Raw genomic sequence first — 19,063 nt, forward strand, 5'->3', positions numbered from 1 at the left:
TAATTTTATAAAGATTTAGCAATTTTATATGGGATTATTGATAAAACTCCTAAAATTAAATATATAGTTATATCTTTAAATAAACTCCAATTTTTCCAATCTTCCAATCCAACCAAAAATCCAATAGCATTAGATAATAACAACAAAATAGATACTATTCCTATACCCAAACCAATGATTGAAGCAGTAAATAAATAAGAAACTGCCTTTATATCTCCAATAACTGCTTTTTTTACTCCTAAAAAATAAGTTACTCCTATTGCCAATAATGCAAATCCTCCAAATACATCTCCTACAAATAATGGAAATTCTATCTTTATATTAAGTATTGAATTAGAAAAACCTATTAAAATTTCAATTATTCCTGAAGTTGAAAACAATGCTCCAAAGATTAAAGATAATGCCAGTAAAGTATTTTTAACCTCTTTAATATTTTTTAGTTCCATATTTTAACACCTTTGAAATTATTAAATAACTGAAAAGAGTTGCAAAATTCCTGAGCCTACTACTGTTATTATTAATGCCACAATATAAGCCAATACAAGTTCATAGATTAAAGTAAATACTGCCCACTTCCAACCGATTTCCTGTTTTATTACTGCCAATGTCGCCAAACAAGGGGTATATATTAAACAGAATGCCATATATGCGTAGGCAGATACTGGAGTGAATACTTTCGATAAAATACTTACTAAATTTTCTTCTCCTACTCCATATAAGACAGCCATAGAACCTACAACTACTTCTTTTGCTATGAATCCAAATACTAATGCTGAACACGCTCTCCAATCCCAACCCATCGGACTAAATATTGGAGTTAAAGTTTTTCCAATAATTGCTACATAAGATTTTTCAATAAGTTGTGGATTTTGTAATGCATCAACTACTAAGAATCCTGAAGGACCATATACAGATAAAAACCAAACTAACATAACTCCAAATACTATAATAGTTCCTGCCTTCTTTAAAAAGTCATAAACTCTATCCCACGTGTTCATTAAAACTACATTTAAATTTGGGAGATGATAGGGAGGAAGTTCTACAATTAAAGGCATAGGAGATGATTTAAAAATAAACTTTCTAAATAAAACTGCTAAAATTAACGCTAAACACAATCCAAGGGCATACATACTTATAACAACCAAACCCTGATACTTTTGAAACAACGCCCCTGCAAAGAAGGCATAAATTGGCAATCTTGCAGAGCAAGACATCAAAGGATTTATTATAATGGTTAAAATTCTATCTTTCTCGTTTTCTATAGTTCTCGTAGCCATAATTGCTGGGACATTACATCCAAAACCCATAACTAATGGAATTATTGCCTTTCCAGGCAAACCAAATTTGTTCATAATCCTATCTGCAATAAATGGAATCCTTGCCATATATCCACTTTCCTCCAATAGAGAGAGAGCAAAAAACAAAAATGCCAATATTGGGAAAAATGTTAAAACAGCCCCAACTCCTGAAATAATTCCATCAGATAACAAGGAGGCAATAAATTTGTTTGGTATAGATGATTTAACAATGTCTGCTAAAACTCCAAATCCATAATTAATCATAGCAGAAAATGGAGCTGAAACATCAAAGGCAAATTTAAACAACATCCATAGCATTGGAATTAACAGTAAAATTCCCACTTTTTCGTCAGTTAAAACATCGTCAAGCATCTGAGTAGTTGTTAATTTTCCAGAAGTTTTCCTAACAACCTCACTGATGATTTTATCAATAATCTTATATCTTTCCTCAACTATTCCCAACTCTGGCTCTCCATATTTTTTAGATAATTCTTCCATTATTTTATTTAAAACTGAGTTTAATTCATTCCAAACTTTGCTATTTTTTATTAGTTCTTCTATATATTTATCTCTTTCAAGGAATTTTATAGCAAGATACTTTAAATTGTATTTTTTTAAATTTTCATCCTTTTGCAAGATAGAGACAATTTTTTTTATGTATGGCTCTAATTTAGGATATTCAATTTTAGTAAATTTTTTATTTTTTACAGCTTCTGAAATAACCTTTTTTAACTCTTCAATTCCCATCTTCTTTGCGGCGGATATTGGAACAACTCTAACCCCTAATAGCTTCTCTAATTTATTTATATCGATATTTATTCCAGATTTTTCTGCTAAATCCATTTTATTTAATGCTAACAATAGATTAGTGCCCATTTCCATTAACTGTAAAGTTAAATATAAATTTCTTTCCAAAGATGTGGCATCAACTATATTAACGACTAAATCTGGTTTTTCATTTAATATGTAATCCCTTGCAACGACCTCATCAATAGAGTTGGCAGTTAAACTATAAACTCCGGGTAAATCTACAACTTTAAATTTTTTTCCATTGTATGTAAATTCTCCTTCTTTTTTTTCAACAGTTACTCCGGGCCAATTTCCTATATATACATTCTCTCCAGTTAAGGCGTTAAATAATGTAGATTTACCTACATTTGGGTTTCCAATTAAGGCAATTTCATATTTATCTTCATTATTAGACATACATTTTCACCATTTTTTGAACTAAACTCTCTCAACAATTATTTTCATAGCCAAACCCTTTCCAACGGCTATATTACAACCTCTCACTGAGACAATTACTGGGCCATTCTGATTTCTGATAACCTTTAATTTACTCCCAATATTCAATCCCATACTACTTAATCTTTGAATTACGCCAAATCCTGCATTAATACTCTTTACAATAACTGTTTCCCCTTCTTTAGCAAACGCTAACGGATACATAGTTACCACAACGTTTATATATGATTAAAATTTTTAATTATAATTAAATTTTTTAAGTATGGTTAAATATTAAGTAACTATATAGGGGTATAAATACCTTTCTGTGATACTATGTCTCAAAGTATTGAAGATTACTTAGAAAAAATATATATTTTTACTAAAGAAAATAAGAGACCTATAAAAACTACGGAATTAGCAAAGTTGTTAAATATAAAGCCATCAGCAGTTACAAGTATGGCACAAAAATTAAGTAAGTTAGGATATGTTGAGTATGAGCCATATATAGGAATAACATTAACAAAAAAAGGATTAGATCTTGCCAAAAAAGTTTTAGATAAACATCAAACTTTACAGACATTTTTAGAAAAATATTTAGGAATAGATAAAGAAATGGCGTCAAAAGAGGCGTGTAAATTAGAACATGCAATGTCTGATGAAGTTTTGAAAAAATTAAAGATATTTATGGAGGAACATAAGGATTTAGTTGAATAATAAATAATTATTCTTTCAATTTTTTACCAATTTTTTTTCCTAATTCAACTGCCTTATCAATATCTTTTACTTTACATTTTATTTCTCCACAGGCTTTTTTTATTTTATCGTTAATAATAACCCCTGCATCTAATTTTAATAACTCATCTTTTTCATCGTAAATTGCTAATGCACCCATCGGAACGCTACAACCTCCACCAAATTCATTTAAAGCTGTTCTTTCACATGTCGATTCTAAGTAAGTTTTTTCATCATTTATTTTTTCTAATATTTTTCTTAAATTTTTGTCATCTTTTTTACAAGCAACGGCTATAATCCCTTGAGCAGGAGCTGGGAGAATATTTAGCCTTTTATATTTGAAATCACTCAAATCAATTCCCAATCTTATTATTCCTGCCTCAGATAAGACAATAGCATCATATAAACCTTCTTTTAGTTTTCTTAATCTTGTATCTACATTACCTCTGAGGAGTTTAAACTTTACATTTGGATATAGAAACTTTAAAAAAGCTCTCCTTCTTAAACTTGAAGTTCCTATAACTATTTCACTATCTTCATCAAAATCTTTATCTTTATTCCATATTAACAAATCATAGTAACTGTCTCTTTCTAAAACTGCTCCAATTATTAAGTTTTCATTCCACACAGTTGGAATATCCTTTAAACTATGAACAGCTATGTCTATCTCATTATTTAATAATGCCAAGTCCAACTCTTTAGTAAAGACACCAATACCAATATCTGAGAGTTTTTTATTTAAAACTCTATCCCCAGTAGTTTTTATTATTTTTATTTCAACATCATAACCTAAATTTTTTAGTTTTTCAGATACTTTATTTGCCTGATATAATGCTAACTTACTGCCTCTCGTTCCTATTCTTATCATAGTTTCCCATTTTTATTCCTTATCAACCAATTTAGCTTTTTTTATATTGTATATTCCCCAAGTTTCATGCCACTCAATCTCTGCTTCAACAACTTCAATTCTCTTTTTAAAAACAGGTGAATCAAATACAAATGTTTCTGCCTCTCCTCCTTCAAATGCCTTATGTATCCCATACTTTTCGCAAATATTTAGTAGTTTATCAATATTATCCTTTGTTATTCTCTTTCCTAACCACTCTTTACCTAATCCATAGGCATAAACTCCAACAATTCTCACATCGAAAAGATTACTTACAGTTCTTAAAATCCATTCTGGATCTTTATGCCACAATGGAGAAAAAGATTTTAATCCAAGTTCTTCACAAACTCTATCAATTCTTGATTTTTGATAGACACTTGCCACAGCTCCTGTAACAATTCCCTCAACATCTAACTTTTCCAAGCCTTTTTTTAAATCTTCAACTTCTTTCTCCTTCTCACCCTTTGTATAAATCTTTACAAGAGGTATTCCAACAGCCTTAGAACTGAGTTCAGTTAAATGCACATTTGGTATGTGGAACATATAACTTTCTTTATTCTCGCTCTCTACATTTACAAGATATTTCACATTAAATCCTTCCTTTAATGCCCAATATAATGCATAATTTGAATCTTTTCCTCCTGAATATAGAACAGCAACATCCATTTATAATCACCTAAAAATATTTAAAAATAAGAATTAAAATTTAAGGATGTAACCCAACATTAAACAACCCTTCTTTTTCATCAAATCCAAACATTATATTCATGTTTTGTATTGCTTGCCCACTGGCTCCTTTAACTAAGTTATCTATTGCTGAAATAATAACTAATCTATTGTGTTCATCTATCTCAAACCCACCAATATCGCAAAAATTCGTTCCTCTAACCCAAGTTAATTTAGGAATCTCTTCTGGAAATATTCTAATAAAAATTTCATCTTTATAAAATCTCTCATAAATCTTAATTATATCTTCTCTATCCAAATTTTCAACTAAAAATGTGTGTGCTGTTGTCAAAATACCCCTTGTGATTGGAGCTAAGTGAGGAGTAAATGAAACTTTAACATTTCCAAGTTTTTTTAATTCTTTTTCTATTTCTGGTGTATGCCTATGAGTTGTTATTTTATATGGGTTTATATTTTCATTCACATTAGGGAAATGGGTAGTTTCTGTTGGATTTATTCCTGCTCCACTGACTCCAGTTTTTGAATCAAATATAATTCTCTCCTCAATAATTCTTTCTTTTACCAATGGTGCTACTGCTAAAATACATCCAGTAGGAAAACATCCGGGATTTGCTACTAATTGAGCCTCTTTTATTTCTTTTCTATGTAATTCAGGCAATCCATAGGCAATTTTTGCATCTACAAGACCCTTATGCTTTATTTTGTAATACTTTTCATACAATGATATATCTTCAAATCTGTAATCGCCACTTAAATCTATAACTTTAATTCCCCTCTCAATAAAATCTGGAACTATATTCATTGAAGCTCCGTGTGGTGTTGCAGTAAATATTAAATCTACATCAATTTTATCTAAATCATTAGTAAAATATAAATTTTCATACTTTTTAATTCCCTTTAAATAAGGATGAACTTTAAAAACATTTTTTCCCTCTTCTTTTCTTGAAGTTATATACTTTACCTCAACCTCCTTATGGTTTGACAACAATCTTAAGAGTTCCGCCCCTGTATATCCAGTAGCTCCAATTATAGATACTTCAATCATAATATCACCAAAAAATTATTTCTCAAAGAATTCATTTATTTTATCATTGTCTATATAAAATTTAAATTTTTTTGCTCTATACATTCTCTTAGCCCTTGCATCATCTAATATTAAATAACTTTCCACTAAATCAGCCTCTTCCAGTTTTTTTAAATGGGTATATAACACAGGCCTCGATAGATTTAGAGCTTTAGCTAATTCATAAATACTCATCGGTTTTTTATTCAAAAGATATAATATTTTAATCCTTACGGGATTAGATAATGCTGTTCCTATCTTAACAGTTTTCTCTAAATCCATAAAATCACTCAATTTCTTCCCATTTTTTCTTTAAATCTTTAACTATTTCTTTTATTTCCTCCACATCTTTCTCTATTTTTGCTAATTCTATTTCACTACTTGGTTTTTTGAATATTAAGTATCCTAACATTAGTATGATAATTACTAAAAGAATTATTATAATATATTCGTATCCTGCAAATATATGTCCCATTGTTGTATGAGTATCAACAATATGGTTCATTCCAGCACCATAAGGCATTGTAACCACCTCAAAAAATAGGAAAAATTATAAAATAAAAAAGAATTTTAAAATAGAAAATTTGTTATATTTTAAAATAAAAAAACTAGATTATTTTGCATAGCCTCTTTCAGTAGGAGTATTTATAATTTGTTCATATTCTTGTTGACTTATATATTGAGGAGTATAGTTTGCACCATACTGTTCTAACATTCTGACAAAGGCTCTCATGTGGTTTCTTGAACCTTTCATTAAGTTTTCATATACGAATTTTATATCTTCGTTATCAGTCCTGTTTATCCAATATTGTAAGTCAGCAATATCTAAATCTTCAATAGTTGCTCCTACTTTCAAAGCATCTACAACTGATTTACTTCCTTCCTCAACTAACTTATTATATAGTTCTTCAAATTTTGGATTGGAGAATTTTCCAACTTCGTCAGTTTTTACAGGATCTGTGATATTGTATTTCCTTAATAGACACTTAATAGCATCTGTGTGAGTTTGCTCAGCATTTGCAATATTCTTGAATATTGGTAATTTCCATTTATTGTATAAGGTTAAATATACATCTCTTGCTAATTTTTCTTCTTCTCTCATTTCTATTAATCCTTCTTTCTCTTCTTCACTTATTGGCTGTTTAGGCATTTCCATTATCATTTTACACATTAAACTATCATTTATTGCTCCATTACTTCCTATAATTACTCCCTGTCCTACATTTTGTGGATTTTGGTTATTTTGGGCATTTCTTCCTTTAAATCCTCCTCTTGAAGCATTCATATAGTTCATATGTGAGATATTTACAGACATTCTACCATTATTATACATTCCATGACCCATTGGATGGAAGTGCATTCTTATTTGCATCATTTGCATTTCTTGGAGTTGAACAAGAATTTGGTATGCTTCTTGATATTTGTTTTGATTCATTAGTTGTATTGCTGTTTTCAGTTTGTTTTCTAATTCTGTGGTATTTATACCTAGATTTTTTAATTTTTCAATTTTCATTTCTATTACTCTAATTCTATTTTGTAACATTAATTTTACTCTTTCATCAGAAATTTTAGATACCTTAACCTTAAATCCTCTATGCATTAACATATTTGTGATTTTTGAATAATTACAAAATGGACAAATTGGATTTTCAATAATGTCAATATTTTGTATCCTTAATTGCAATTTTTCAGGATTTACTGATAAATTAGTACCATTATATAATAACACTAAATAGTTTCCTTGTTTAATTTTTTCTATACTTTCATTTAATGCTATGTCATCTAATCCATAGCAAACACATGCTGATACATTATTTCCAAAAGCATTTTTAAATTGATTTTGGAATCTTAATGTTACATTGGCATTAGTTTCATATCTTGTTTGTCCTCCTACTCTTTCAACAGTAATTCCAGCATTTTCCAAAGTTGTTGTATAGTTTTCAACAACTGCTAATGGTCCTCCAATTATTATAACCTTATCAGGTTTTAATGATAAGATTTTATTTACAACATTTTCGTCATAAACTCCCCAAGTTGTTGTTACAACTGTAGCATTTAACGCCTTTGCTAATTCAAGAGCAGTTGCCTGATCTGCACAGTTGTCACTTACTAATATAACATCTGTGGCTGATACTATTGGCAGAGCTACTAATGATAATAATAGAACTACCATTTTCTTTATTATCATAGGCTTATCACCTGATTATTGTTTATATTTTATTTTTATCTATACCATCCCCAACAACATCCACATCTACAATAACCACAGCAAGGACAATAACCATATGGAGGATGGTAATTATCAAAAGGTGAATGGTAGTAGTCGCTAATGTTATCATTAATTGAATTATCATTTGGGTAAGGGTAATAATGAGAAGGATAGTAATAATTTGGAGGATAGGCATGATAGCCCCAATATCCATAAGGAACCCATGCAAATACAACGCCTATCAAACAAAGAACCCCCAAAGCAACGATACCTTTTAGCATTTTACTTTTAAAAAGTGTCATTTTATTCCCCCTATTAATATCTGTTTTATTATTTAACAATATGTAGTATTTTTACTACACATTATTATGTTATGCAACATATATTTATATATTACGGAGTTGTTCAAATATTAATCACAACTGTAAAAATAAAAAATTAAGGTAAATTTAAAACAAATTAAATCAAATTAAAAATAGAAATGGAAAATTACAATAAATGAGGGGGAACAATATCTTTATAAATCAAATCTGCATAAGTTTCTCTTTCTCTAATTATGAATACTCCCTTTTTACTTGTTAAAATCATTCTTGGTCTTCCTCTTGCATTGTAGTTGTTAGCCATACTTATTCCATAAGCACCAACATCAAATATAGCCAATACATCTCCTACTTCAACTTTGTCCAATTCTCTATCTCTACCAAAAACATCACTACTTTCACAAAGTCCTCCTGCTATACTGACAATTTCTTTTTCATCCTTAACTTTACAGTTTATTATGTGATGATATGCATCATACATAGCAGGTCTCATCATATCGTTCATTCCAGTATCAATCATAACCCATTTTGTTACTGGTGTTTCTTTTATGTGATGAACCTTCCCCAATAAATAGCCAGCAGTGGCAACTATACTTCTACCTGGTTCTAATATTAGGTTTGGCATTTTAACTTTATCACTATATTTTAGCATCGTATCTATTATTGCGTCTGCCAAATCTTTTGGAGTAGGTATTTTTTTATCTTTTTCATAAGGAATTCCTAAACCTCCTCCTAAATTAACATCCTCTATTTCTATTCCCTCATTTTTTAATTCTACGACAAAATCCATAACTTTTCTTGTTTCTTCAATAAATGGACTTATATCTGTCAATTGAGAACCAATATGACAATGAACTCCAACCACATTAACATTTTCCATTTCCATAGCCATTTTTATAGCCTTTAATGCCAGACCACTTTCAACATCCAATCCAAATTTGTTCTTTTTTAAGCCAGTTGAAATCTTTGGATGTGTTTTTGGATCTACATTTGGATTTATTCTAAAAGCTACATTTGCTACTTTTCCCAAATCTTTTGCAGTTTCATTTATTAAAATTAATTCACTTATACTATCTACATTAAAGGCTCTAATATTTGCCTCAATTCCCATTATAATTTCTTCTTTTGTTTTACAGTTTCCATTAAAAACTATTTTTTTTGAAGGAACATTTGATAACTTTGCTATATATAGTTCTCCTCCACTGACTACATCAGCCCCACATCCTAATTTAGTTAATAATCTTGTAATAGCCAAGTTAGCGTTTGCTTTATATGCGTAGGCAAGAATAAAATCTTTTCCAGTCTCTTCTTTCCATCTTTTAAACGCCTCAAAATATCTATTTACATTTATTTTAATTTGCTCCTCTGACATAACATACAAAGGTGTTCCAAACTTTTCAGCCAATTCTATAGCATCATAACCATCTATAAAAAATCTCCCTTCTTTTATCTCTACTGTATCATTACCTAAAAACATCTTTTCACCTGAAACTTTTTAGAACCATAGGGCTTCGCCCTATTGGTATACCCAAATTTTTGATGAACCTTTTTTTAAAAGGTTCATGTGAATAAAAAATACGCCCCAGCCGAGATTCAAACGAACCTTTTAGTAAAAGGTTCATCAAAATGGATGCATTACCTCGCTAACGCTTGGCAATGTCTCTTAGCAAAACTTGGACATTAATTGCCCCTGAAAGGGGCAACTTAATGGACGTGGGGTATACCAATAGGGGGTTTCCCCCTATGGAATAAAAAATACGCCCCGGCCGGGATTCGAACCCGGGTCTTGACATCCGCAGTGTCAAAGGATATCCGCTACCCCACCGGGGCAAAAACTACAAATAATTGTAAATTGGAATATATGATACAAAAAATTAATTAGAAATAATAAAAAAGTTTTTTGCTTTAAAGCCCTATTAAAAATACAGGAATTATAGAAAGCATCATAACTATAGCTACAAATATTGCTAATATTTTCCTCTTAGTTAATTTTGATTTAGATTTTTTGGAAGTTTTCATACTATCCCCTTAATTCCAAGTATGATTTTCTAATAATCTTATCTTTACTAATATTTAAACTTTTCAGTAAATCTAATAGTTCATTTAAAATTTCATCTTTCTTGGTAATCTCAGAATCAGATATTGATTTTTCCAATTCTAAGAATATTCCTAATCCTTCTACATTATCAATACTGGCTATAATATCTCCTCTTTTATATATTTCTCTAATTTTTCTTATTGGAGGAACTTCTTTAAATCCAAGTTTTTTTAAAATTAATCTCATCTTTTCTTTATCTTCAATTTTTACTTCAATTTCTTCTCTGGTTTTTGAGATATTATCTAACTTTGGTCCTTTATATGTAATAAAAAAAGTTCCATTATCGTCTCTAATCCTTAAAGCTTCATCAGTTTTTTTAAAGTCTCTATTACTTCCATTAAAATAAATATCTTCCTGAAATTTCTTTTTAATAAATTTAAATCCGAGTTTTTTTAATTTTTCTATTATTTCATCCTTATTATCAATTTTTACCTTAATTTCAATTTCTATCATAATATTTCACCATATAATAGAGAATTTTTTAACAATATCCTTTAATGCGTTTTCTATTTCTTCTTTCTCTACATTTTCTACAATTAAATATATAATAACATCTTCTCCATCTCTTTCAAGAATTGTTGAAGTTATATTTCCACCAATTTTTGAGATTTTTGATGTAATATCTGCCAATAACCCGATTCTATCCTTAGCCACTATTTGTAACTTTAAAGAATTTAATTTAATTTCTCCTTTTTCTAATAAGTATAATCCTTCTTTTGATAATCTAACCCAGCCATTTCTACCTTTTTTTGTTTCTACTAATCCTAAATCTCTTAAAACTCTGATTTTAACATCTAAGTTTTTAGGATGAATATTAAGTTTTTTAGCAAGTTCTTTAATTGTAGTTGGTTCTTTTAAATTTTCCATAATTTTTTTAGTTAATCCTTCAACTTTCATTCTCTCACAATTATCCATTTAAATTTATTAATGAATTATCTGATAAAAATTAAAAATAATTAAAAACAATAGAAAAAATAAAATATTAATTTATAAATTTATTATGCTCTTGCTCTTCTTCTTTCTCTCTTTAACCTTCTTAATCTTTTCTTATACCATTTCCATCTCATTCTACCTTTCTTTTTCCATCTTCTTGAACTTCTCTTTATAGTATCACCCTCTATATTATTTTTTTCTATTTATAAAACTTTTAGAAGTAAATTGTTAAGATGTAATAGTGATAGGTATTATATATATTTTTATTTTAGCCAACTACCTTTTTCTACTATGATATAACCTTCTTTATTTGCCTTAGGGGCTATTTTTAAGAAATTTTCTCTAAATTCTGGATCGCTTTCTACTGCTTCATCATCTCTAAGAACATTTCTACTATCAATAATATAGTAACTTTCTTCCATCTCTAAGTTATATTTTTCTAAAACTTCGCTGAATTTATTAATTATTTCTTCAGCCTCTTTCTTTAACTTTTCAATAGTTTTTTCGTCCATATTAATTCACCATAAAATTAATAGAAAATTAAACATTAAATTAAACCTAAATCTCTTAAAACATTTTCTAATATTTTCTTATGTTCTTCACTCATTTCACATAGAGGAAGTCTTAACTCTCCTCCTGGTCTTCCAATCATATTTAGAGCAGTTTTAACTGGAATTGGATTTGTTTCAATAAACATTGCTTTCATTAAGGGAAAGAGTTTATAATGAATCTCTCTCGCTTTTTCAAAATCTCCTTTAAGTGCAGAATCAACCATTTCAACGAATTCTTTTGGAACTATATTTGCTACAACGCTTATAACTCCTTTGCCTCCTAACGCAATTATTGGTAAGGTTAATTCATCATTTCCTGAAAGAACTGTAACTTTGGCATCATATATTAATTCAGAAACCTGAGAGAGATTTGGATTAGCCTCTTTAACTGCTGAAATATTACTATATTCTTCTGCCAACATTTTAACGGTTTTTGGTTCTAAATTAACAGAAGTCCTTGAAGGAACATTATATAAAATAATAGGAATATTTATAGATTCAGCTATTTTACTAAAATGTCTTCTTAAACCTTCTTGAGGTGGTTTATTATAGTATGGAGTTATAGATAAAACAGCATCTGCTCCTACATCTTCAGCAAATACTGATAGTTCAATAGCCTCTCTTGTGCAGTTTGATCCTGCACCTGCAATTACCTGAACTCTACCATTTACTATATCGACAACTTTTTCAACAACTCTTTTATGCTCTTCATGAGATAGTGTAGGACTTTCTCCAGTAGTTCCAACTGCTACAATACCACTAACTCCATTTTCAATTAAAAAATTTATATTTTCTTCTAATCCCTCATAATCTACTTCATTATTTTTGAAAGGAGTAACAATTGCGGGATAAACCCCTTTAAACATATCTTCACCTTTATTATTGTATCTGTCTCATTTTGTGAGTTATATATCCAGCGATTCTATTTCTTAATCTTTTTGTAGATATTACAGCAACTTTTTCTAAAACTTTTTTATTGGTTTCAAAGTCAGTTGTAAATAAATCTCTATATTTTTTAATTAACTCCATAGAAGTTCTTTTAATAAATGCTTGCCTTACTCTTCCCATTTTCTCACCTACCTAAGTTATTTATTTTTGTGTTTCTTTCAGATATTTTTTTTGGAGGTATTTATTATGTTCAATTAATATTTGAAATATTTTTATACCAACATCTTCATTAACATTATGTTCTTTACAAAGTTTTCTTATTCTATTGTATATATATTTTTCTCTATCTGGATCATTAATAGGAATTCCTAGTTCCTTTTTAACTTTAGCAACTTCCTTGGCTAAACTATTTCTTTCAGCAATTAACTTTAATATCTGGTTGTCAATTTCATCAATTCTTTTTCTAATTTCACTAAGTTTCTCTATCATTTTAACTCTCCTAAAAATTTACTATAGAGAGTTTAATTTTAATAACAAAATAAGCAATATTTAAAAAATAGAAAGGGATATAAAAATGTTTTCAATATCATATAGATACAAAATTATATTTAGAAGTTACATAAATATTTTTGTTGGTGATGTAATATGTTTAGGGGAGTTTTAGAAAGTGCTAAGGAGTTTAAAAAAGTGGTTGATACAGTAGCAACACTTTTAGATGAAATTTGCTTTGAAGTAGATGAAGAAGGTGTTAAAGCAGCGGCAATGGATCCAAGTCACGTAGCATTAGTAAGTTTAGAAATACCAAGATTAGCATTTGAAGAGTATGAAGCAGATTCTCATGATATTGGAATTGATTTAGAGGCATTTAAAAAAGTTATGAATAGAGCAAAATCAAAAGATAAATTGATTTTGGAATTAGATGAAGATAAAAATAAATTAAATGTTATATTTGAAAATACTGGTAAGAGAAAATTTAGTTTGGCATTGTTAGATATTAGTTCATCATCAATAAAAGTTCCAGATATAGAATATCCAAATGTAATAATGATTAAAGGAGATGCCTTTAAAGAGGCATTAAAAGATGCTGATTTATTCAGTGATTATGTAATTTTAAAAGTGGATGAGGAAAAATTCGTAGTACATGCAAAAAGTGACTTAAATGAAAGTGAGGCTATATTTGAAAAAGATAGTTCAGCAATAATAAGTTTAGATGTAAAAGAAGAGGCAAAAAGTGCATTTAACTTAGATTATTTAATGGATATGGTTAAAGGAGTTAGTAAAGGGGATATAATTAAAATTTATTTGGGAACTGACATGCCTGTAAAAATAGAATATTCTTTGGCAGGGGTAAATTTAACATTCCTTTTAGCTCCAAGAATCGAAAGTTAATGTGAGATTATGGATAATATTTATAATCTATTAAAAAATTATTTTTTTGAAGAAATTAAATCAGACAAATTATTAAAACTACCTGACAATTTTTATGAAGACATTAGAAAGTATATAAATGAAATAAATGATGAAATTGAAATCGAGAGAGTTAAATACTATTTTAAAGAACTTAGAAAGTTAAGAATATATAAAGCCTTATATTTGGATAAATGTAGAGAGTATTTACTTCCAGAAGAGGATAATATTATAAAATCTATTGAAGATATTGATATTGAAGTTAAAATTAAAGAACTTAAAGAAGAAAATGAAGATATAGATATACCAAAATCTATATATACAACTAATGATATTGATGTTGTAAAGATAGACAAAAACTTTCCTCCTTTCACAGATGGCACTTTTATATATCACTTAAATAAAAATGATGTAATCTCTTTAAATAAAAAAATAGTTAATATTTTACAAAAACACAACATTGTATCAAAGATAGGTGAAAGTTATGAAGATGCCAAAGAAGATTAGAAGATACTGTCCATATTGTAAAAAACACACAATACACATTGTAGAAAAAGCAAAAAAAGGAAAACCAAGTGAATTAACTTGGGGTCAGAGACAGTTCAGAAGAGTTACAGCAGGTTATGGAGGTTTCCCAAGACCTTTACCAGACAGATCCAAGCCAGTTAAAAAAATTGATTTAAGATTTAAATGTACAGTTTGTGGAAAAATGCATACAAAGGCTAATGGTTGCTTTAGATCTGGAAGATTTGAAATAGTTGAAAAATAATTTTAGGCTAAAATTAAATAAAATTTGAAAGAGGGGAGATGATGGACTTAATCCCAAAACCAAGAAGTAAATTCTTAAAAGTTCAATGTCCTGAATGTAACAATGAGCAGATAGTATTTGGAAGTCCAGCAACTGTAGTCAAATGTTTAACATGTGGAAAAGTTTTGGTAGAGCCAAGAGGAGGTAAGGGTAGAGTTAAAGCAAAAATCTTAGAAATATTAGGTTAAATTTTAATTTTTTTCTTTTATTTTTTATTATTTTATTTGGTATCTAAATATGTAAATATATAAATGTAATTAATTAAATAAAAAGCAAAAGAGATAACTTTTATAATCTCTTAATCTCTTTTAAAGCCTCTTTAACATCAGCATTTTCATGAACTATTTTACAAACAGCCCTTGTCATTCCTACGACATCATCATGTTGGAATATGTTTCTTCCAACTGCTACTCCTACAGCTCCTGCTTCTATGGCATCTTTTATCATTTGTAAAAATTCTTCATCAGTATTAGTTTTTGGACCTCCTGCAACTACAATCGGAGCTGGACAACCCTTAACTACATTTCTAAATGAATCGATATCTCCTGTATAACTTGTTTTAATTATATCTGCTCCTAACTCCGCCCCTAATCTTGCTGCATGAGCAACTAATTCAGGATCTCTCTCATTTTTAATATGTTTTCCTCTTGGGTACATCATAGCAATTAGAGGCATTCCCCAGTATTCACATGTCTCTGCTATCATTCCCAAATCTCTGTATGCTTCCCAGTCTTCATCTGAACCTACATTTACATGAACTGAAACAGCATCTGCTCCCATTCTAATAGCTTCTTCAACTGTTGTAACAATAACTTTCTTCAAAGGATTTGGTGATATTGAGGTTCCTGCTGATAAATGAATAATTAATCCAATATCTTTGCCATAGCCTCTATATCCATGTCTAACAATCCCTTTATGTAATAAAACTGCATTAGCGCCTCCTTCAGCTACATCATTTACAGTTTTCTTCATATCTATTAATCCCTTAATTGGACCATTTGACACTCCGTGATCCATTGGAACAATTACTGTTCTCTCACTATCTTTATTAAATATTCTTTCCAACCTTACAAGTTTTCCTAGATTTTTAATATTAGCAAATAATTTCATACTATCACATTTTTAGTAGTTTTTTGTTTTAACCTATATATATTATTAATTTAATAAAAGTAGTTGTAGTCATAGAAAAATGTTGCCCATTAATATTTAAAATTTATGTTTATGGTGATTAGATGGTATTTAAGGCATATGATATTAGGGGAATATATGGTAAAGATTTAAATGAAAAATTTGCATACTCCTTAGGAAAATGTTTAGGAAAAAAATATGAAGATAAAAATATATTAGTTGGAAATGATGTAAGAATTGGTTCTAAAAAACTACTACCATACTTTATTGTAGGTTTAAAGGAACATTCAAATGTTTATTATGCTGGAACTATATCTACACCATTAATGTATTTTGGAACCAAGGATAAATATGATTTAGGAGTTATATTGACAGCCTCTCACAATCCACCAGAATATACTGGATTTAAGATGTGTGATAAAAACGCTATTCCAATATCTCCAATTGAGGAAATTAAACCAATATTTAAAGAGTATGAGTTAAATGATAAAATAAAATTAGAGGCAGAAAATCTAAATTTGGAAGATTTTAGAGTAGATATTATAAAAGATTATAAAAAGTTTTTTTTAAATAGGTGTAGTTCATCAGATGTAAAAATAGCGGTTGATTTTGCAAATGGCTCTACAACAATTGCTGAAAAAGAAATATTATCGGAATTATTTGAAAATGCTATTTTTATAAATGACTATCCAGATGGAAATTTTCCAAGTCATCAGCCAGACACTTTAAAGATGGAATGTTTAAAAGATATAATAAAGGCTGTTAAAGAAAATAACTGTGATTTGGGATTAATCTTTGATGGAGATGGGGATAGATTAGGAATTGTTGATGAAAATGGAGATGTATTAAGAGGGGATATTTTAACTGCAATAATAGCAAAAGAAATTTTAAAAGAAAAACCAAAATCTAAGATTGTTTATGATTTAAGATGTTCTAAAATAGTTCCAGAAATTATTAAAATGTATGGGGGAATTCCAGTAAAGAGTAGAGTAGGACATTACTTTATTAAAAAGTTAATGCATGAAATAGATGCAGAATTTGCCGGAGAGTTGAGTAATCATTTCTACTTTAAAGAAATTGGATATTTTGAAAGTCCTTTATTAGCATTAAACTATATTTTAAAGGCAATGGAAGAAGAAAATAAAAAATTATCTGAATTAAATAAAGTATATAATAAATATTCACATAGTGGTGAAATAAACTTTAAAGTAAGAGACCAAAAATATATAATGGAAAAAATAAAAGAACACTTTAAAAATTGCAAAATTGAAGAGTTAGATGGAATTTCAGTTTATTGTAAAGATTTCTGGTTCAATTTAAGGCCTTCTAATACAGAACCATTATTGAGATTAAACTTAGAGGCAGACAATGAAAATATAATGAAGGAGAAGGTAGAAGAAATTAAAAATCTTATTGAGAAATATAATAAAGAAATTGAATATATTTAAATTTATTAAAAATTATTTTTAAAAATTAGAAGTCCAAATAGATATTTTTAATAACTTTTATTTTTATTACTCGTGATATTATGGATAAAGAGCAGTTAATGAAATTACATCAATTTTTTGTTTATGTTGTAAAGGATATCAATGAGGATAATAATCTAAATAGAGATTGTAAAGAATTGCTTAGATTATATGAAATGTTAGATATAAGACCTCATCATATTCATCGACTTAAAAATGAACAGAAAGCGGCCATATTGTTATTATCTGCTTATGTAGCCAGTTTTTTAGCCAATAATTTAGACAACGTTCCAGAAAATTTAGCTAAAAAACTTAAAGAAAACGCTATTAAACACTTACTTATTTGTAATAAAAAGAATATTTTAGAGAAAGTTAATATTTTAGAAGAATATAACGATGAGATTGAAAAATAAAAGGTGAAATTATTATGTTTAATCCGCAGAAATTTATTGAAGAGTCAATAGAAGAGATAAAAAAACAAATTGGGGATAGAAAGGCAGTAATTGCTTTAAGTGGTGGAGTTGATAGTTCAGTTGCGGCTGTATTAACACATAAGGCAATTGGAGATAAATTAACTGCGGTATTTGTAGATACTGGCTTAATGAGAAAGGGAGAGAAAGAAGAGGTTAAAAAAACATTTAGAGATAAGTTAGGATTAAATTTAATAGTTGTTGATGCAAAAGATAGATTTTTAAATGCTTTAAAAGGTATTAAAGATCCAGAAGAAAAAAGAAAAATTATTGGAAAATTATTCATTGAAGTTTTTGAAGAAATCGCTGAAAAAATTAAGGCAGAGGTTTTAGTTCAAGGAACTATTGCTCCAGATTGGATTGAAACCAAAGGAAATATAAAGAGTCATCATAATGTAGCCTTACCTCATGGAATGGTTTTAGAAGTTGTAGAGCCATTAAGAGAGTTATATAAAGATGAAGTTAGATTATTAGCAAAAGAACTTGGCTTGCCAGATAGTATTGTATATAGACAACCATTCCCTGGGCCTGGATTGGCTGTAAGAGTTTTAGGAGAAGTTACTGAGGAAAAGTTAGAAATATGTAGAGAGGCTAATGCAATAGTTGAAGAAGAGATTAAAAAAGCAAAGTTAGATAAAGATTTATGGCAATATTTTGCTGTAGTTTTAGATTGTAAGGCTACTGGGGTTAAAGGAGATGTTAGAGAATACAATTGGATTGTTGCTTTAAGAATAGTTAAATCTTTAGATGCTATGACTGCTCATGTCCCTGAACTACCTTTTGATTTATTAAAGAGAATTAGTAAAAGAATAACTTCTGAAATTCCAAATGTAGCAAGAGTTGTATTTGATATAACTGACAAACCTCCGGCAACTATTGAATTTGAATAATT

General features: G+C 28.8%; 26 protein-coding genes and 1 tRNA gene. 8 read left to right on the plus strand and 19 right to left on the minus strand.

From position 1 onward, the window contains the following. Positions 1-5 precede the first annotated feature (5 nt). Genes HZY31_RS01885 through HZY31_RS01895 form a run of 3 tightly spaced genes read right to left on the minus strand, consistent with a single transcriptional unit; the run spans position 6 to position 2,747 of the window. On the minus strand, positions 6-446 hold the full coding sequence (locus tag HZY31_RS01885; protein WP_297317781.1) for a hypothetical protein: 441 nt from the start codon (positions 444-446) through the stop codon (positions 6-8). A gap of 21 nt (positions 447-467) precedes the next feature. Then, a complete protein-coding gene (feoB, locus tag HZY31_RS01890) occupies positions 468-2,504 on the minus strand; it encodes a ferrous iron transport protein B (RefSeq protein WP_297317782.1) in 2,037 nt (678 codons plus the stop codon). 21 nt (positions 2,505-2,525) lie between these two features. Further along, positions 2,526-2,747, minus strand: a complete 222-nt coding sequence (locus HZY31_RS01895) for a FeoA family protein (protein ID WP_297317783.1) — start codon at positions 2,745-2,747, stop codon at positions 2,526-2,528. A 111-nt stretch (positions 2,748-2,858) separates the two neighbouring features. On the opposite strand from HZY31_RS01895, the gene HZY31_RS01900 reads away from it, so the two are divergent. Next, positions 2,859-3,239 carry a metal-dependent transcriptional regulator gene (locus HZY31_RS01900; RefSeq protein ID WP_214400026.1) on the plus strand — a complete coding sequence of 127 codons (381 nt, stop codon included), beginning with the start codon at positions 2,859-2,861 and terminating at the stop codon, positions 3,237-3,239. 7 nt (positions 3,240-3,246) lie between these two features. Here HZY31_RS01900 and hemC read toward each other — a convergent pair whose 3' ends face one another. From hemC to HZY31_RS01975, 15 genes are all read right to left on the minus strand, one after another. After that, on the minus strand, positions 3,247-4,125 hold the full coding sequence (hemC, locus tag HZY31_RS01905; RefSeq protein WP_297317784.1) for a hydroxymethylbilane synthase: 879 nt from the start codon (positions 4,123-4,125) through the stop codon (positions 3,247-3,249). Between the two features lie 12 nt (positions 4,126-4,137). Then, a complete protein-coding gene (locus tag HZY31_RS01910) occupies positions 4,138-4,809 on the minus strand; it encodes a diphthine--ammonia ligase (protein ID WP_297317785.1) in 672 nt (223 codons plus the stop codon). A 40-nt stretch (positions 4,810-4,849) separates the two neighbouring features. Then, positions 4,850-5,875, minus strand: coding sequence for an N-acetyl-gamma-glutamyl-phosphate reductase (gene argC / locus HZY31_RS01915; RefSeq protein WP_297317786.1), 1,026 nt, complete (start codon positions 5,873-5,875; stop codon positions 4,850-4,852). 15 nt (positions 5,876-5,890) lie between these two features. Next, entirely contained in the window at positions 5,891-6,175 is a 285-nt protein-coding gene (locus HZY31_RS01920; RefSeq protein WP_297317787.1) for an ArsR/SmtB family transcription factor, read from the minus strand. Positions 6,176-6,179: 4 nt separating this feature from the next. Beyond that, entirely contained in the window at positions 6,180-6,416 is a 237-nt protein-coding gene (locus HZY31_RS01925; protein WP_297317788.1) for a hypothetical protein, read from the minus strand. A gap of 90 nt (positions 6,417-6,506) precedes the next feature. Further along, positions 6,507-8,081, minus strand: coding sequence for a DUF2202 domain-containing protein (locus tag HZY31_RS08145; RefSeq protein ID WP_297317789.1), 1,575 nt, complete (start codon positions 8,079-8,081; stop codon positions 6,507-6,509). A gap of 35 nt (positions 8,082-8,116) precedes the next feature. Continuing rightward, positions 8,117-8,404: a hypothetical protein gene (locus HZY31_RS01935; protein ID WP_214400032.1), complete on the minus strand. Its 288-nt coding sequence runs from the start codon at positions 8,402-8,404 to the stop codon at positions 8,117-8,119. 187 nt (positions 8,405-8,591) lie between these two features. Beyond that, a complete protein-coding gene (gene lysA, locus HZY31_RS01940; RefSeq protein WP_297317790.1) occupies positions 8,592-9,899 on the minus strand; it encodes a diaminopimelate decarboxylase in 1,308 nt (435 codons plus the stop codon). A gap of 281 nt (positions 9,900-10,180) precedes the next feature. After that, a tRNA-Arg gene (locus tag HZY31_RS01945) sits at positions 10,181-10,252 on the minus strand. 190 nt (positions 10,253-10,442) lie between these two features. Continuing rightward, the gene (gene cyaB, locus HZY31_RS01950) at positions 10,443-10,973 is read right to left on the minus strand and encodes a class IV adenylate cyclase (RefSeq protein ID WP_297317791.1); all 531 of its coding nucleotides are present in this window, start codon (positions 10,971-10,973) and stop codon (positions 10,443-10,445) included. Between the two features lie 6 nt (positions 10,974-10,979). Continuing rightward, entirely contained in the window at positions 10,980-11,417 is a 438-nt protein-coding gene (locus tag HZY31_RS01955; protein ID WP_297317792.1) for an Rrf2 family transcriptional regulator, read from the minus strand. 299 nt (positions 11,418-11,716) lie between these two features. Then, positions 11,717-11,965, minus strand: coding sequence for an Asp-tRNA(Asn) amidotransferase subunit GatC (gatC, locus tag HZY31_RS01960; RefSeq protein ID WP_297317793.1), 249 nt, complete (start codon positions 11,963-11,965; stop codon positions 11,717-11,719). 35 nt (positions 11,966-12,000) lie between these two features. Next, on the minus strand, positions 12,001-12,870 hold the full coding sequence (gene dapA, locus HZY31_RS01965; RefSeq protein WP_297317794.1) for a 4-hydroxy-tetrahydrodipicolinate synthase: 870 nt from the start codon (positions 12,868-12,870) through the stop codon (positions 12,001-12,003). 13 nt (positions 12,871-12,883) lie between these two features. Further along, entirely contained in the window at positions 12,884-13,072 is a 189-nt protein-coding gene (locus HZY31_RS01970) for a 30S ribosomal protein S17e (protein ID WP_297317795.1), read from the minus strand. A gap of 21 nt (positions 13,073-13,093) precedes the next feature. Then, positions 13,094-13,381 carry a chorismate mutase gene (locus HZY31_RS01975; RefSeq protein WP_297317796.1) on the minus strand — a complete coding sequence of 96 codons (288 nt, stop codon included), beginning with the start codon at positions 13,379-13,381 and terminating at the stop codon, positions 13,094-13,096. A gap of 156 nt (positions 13,382-13,537) precedes the next feature. On the opposite strand from HZY31_RS01975, the gene HZY31_RS01980 reads away from it, so the two are divergent. From HZY31_RS01980 to HZY31_RS01995, 4 genes are read left to right on the plus strand one after another with little or no spacing between them, the layout of a single operon-like run. Beyond that, complete coding sequence (locus tag HZY31_RS01980) at positions 13,538-14,281, plus strand: DNA polymerase sliding clamp (protein ID WP_297317797.1); 744 nt, start codon at positions 13,538-13,540, stop codon at positions 14,279-14,281. A gap of 18 nt (positions 14,282-14,299) precedes the next feature. Beyond that, entirely contained in the window at positions 14,300-14,806 is a 507-nt protein-coding gene (locus HZY31_RS01985) for a DNA replication complex GINS family protein (protein WP_297317839.1), read from the plus strand. Next, a complete protein-coding gene (locus HZY31_RS01990) occupies positions 14,784-15,068 on the plus strand; it encodes a 50S ribosomal protein L44e (protein WP_297317798.1) in 285 nt (94 codons plus the stop codon). Before HZY31_RS01985 ends, HZY31_RS01990 begins: the two co-directional genes overlap by 23 nt. Positions 15,069-15,109: 41 nt before the next feature. Then, a complete protein-coding gene (locus HZY31_RS01995; protein WP_297317799.1) occupies positions 15,110-15,295 on the plus strand; it encodes a 30S ribosomal protein S27e in 186 nt (61 codons plus the stop codon). A 100-nt stretch (positions 15,296-15,395) separates the two neighbouring features. Here the strand turns inward: HZY31_RS01995 and HZY31_RS02000 are convergent, their stop codons facing one another. Continuing rightward, entirely contained in the window at positions 15,396-16,217 is an 822-nt protein-coding gene (locus HZY31_RS02000) for a 2-amino-3,7-dideoxy-D-threo-hept-6-ulosonate synthase (RefSeq protein ID WP_297317800.1), read from the minus strand. A gap of 122 nt (positions 16,218-16,339) precedes the next feature. Between HZY31_RS02000 and HZY31_RS02005 the strand changes: the two genes are divergently transcribed. From HZY31_RS02005 to guaA, 3 genes are all read left to right on the plus strand, one after another. Beyond that, a complete protein-coding gene (locus tag HZY31_RS02005) occupies positions 16,340-17,683 on the plus strand; it encodes a phosphomannomutase/phosphoglucomutase (protein WP_297317801.1) in 1,344 nt (447 codons plus the stop codon). An 80-nt stretch (positions 17,684-17,763) separates the two neighbouring features. Next, the gene (locus tag HZY31_RS02010) at positions 17,764-18,114 is read left to right on the plus strand and encodes a UPF0058 family protein (RefSeq protein ID WP_297317802.1); all 351 of its coding nucleotides are present in this window, start codon (positions 17,764-17,766) and stop codon (positions 18,112-18,114) included. Positions 18,115-18,128: 14 nt separating this feature from the next. Further along, positions 18,129-19,061 (plus strand): glutamine-hydrolyzing GMP synthase, encoded by a 933-nt coding sequence (gene guaA / locus HZY31_RS02015; protein ID WP_297317803.1) that lies wholly within the window; start codon positions 18,129-18,131, stop codon positions 19,059-19,061. The last annotated feature ends 2 nt before the right edge of the window (positions 19,062-19,063 follow it).

The organism is Methanocaldococcus sp. (assembly GCF_024490875.1).
GTDB lineage: Archaea > AGJL01 > Methanococci > Methanococcales > Methanocaldococcaceae > Methanocaldococcus.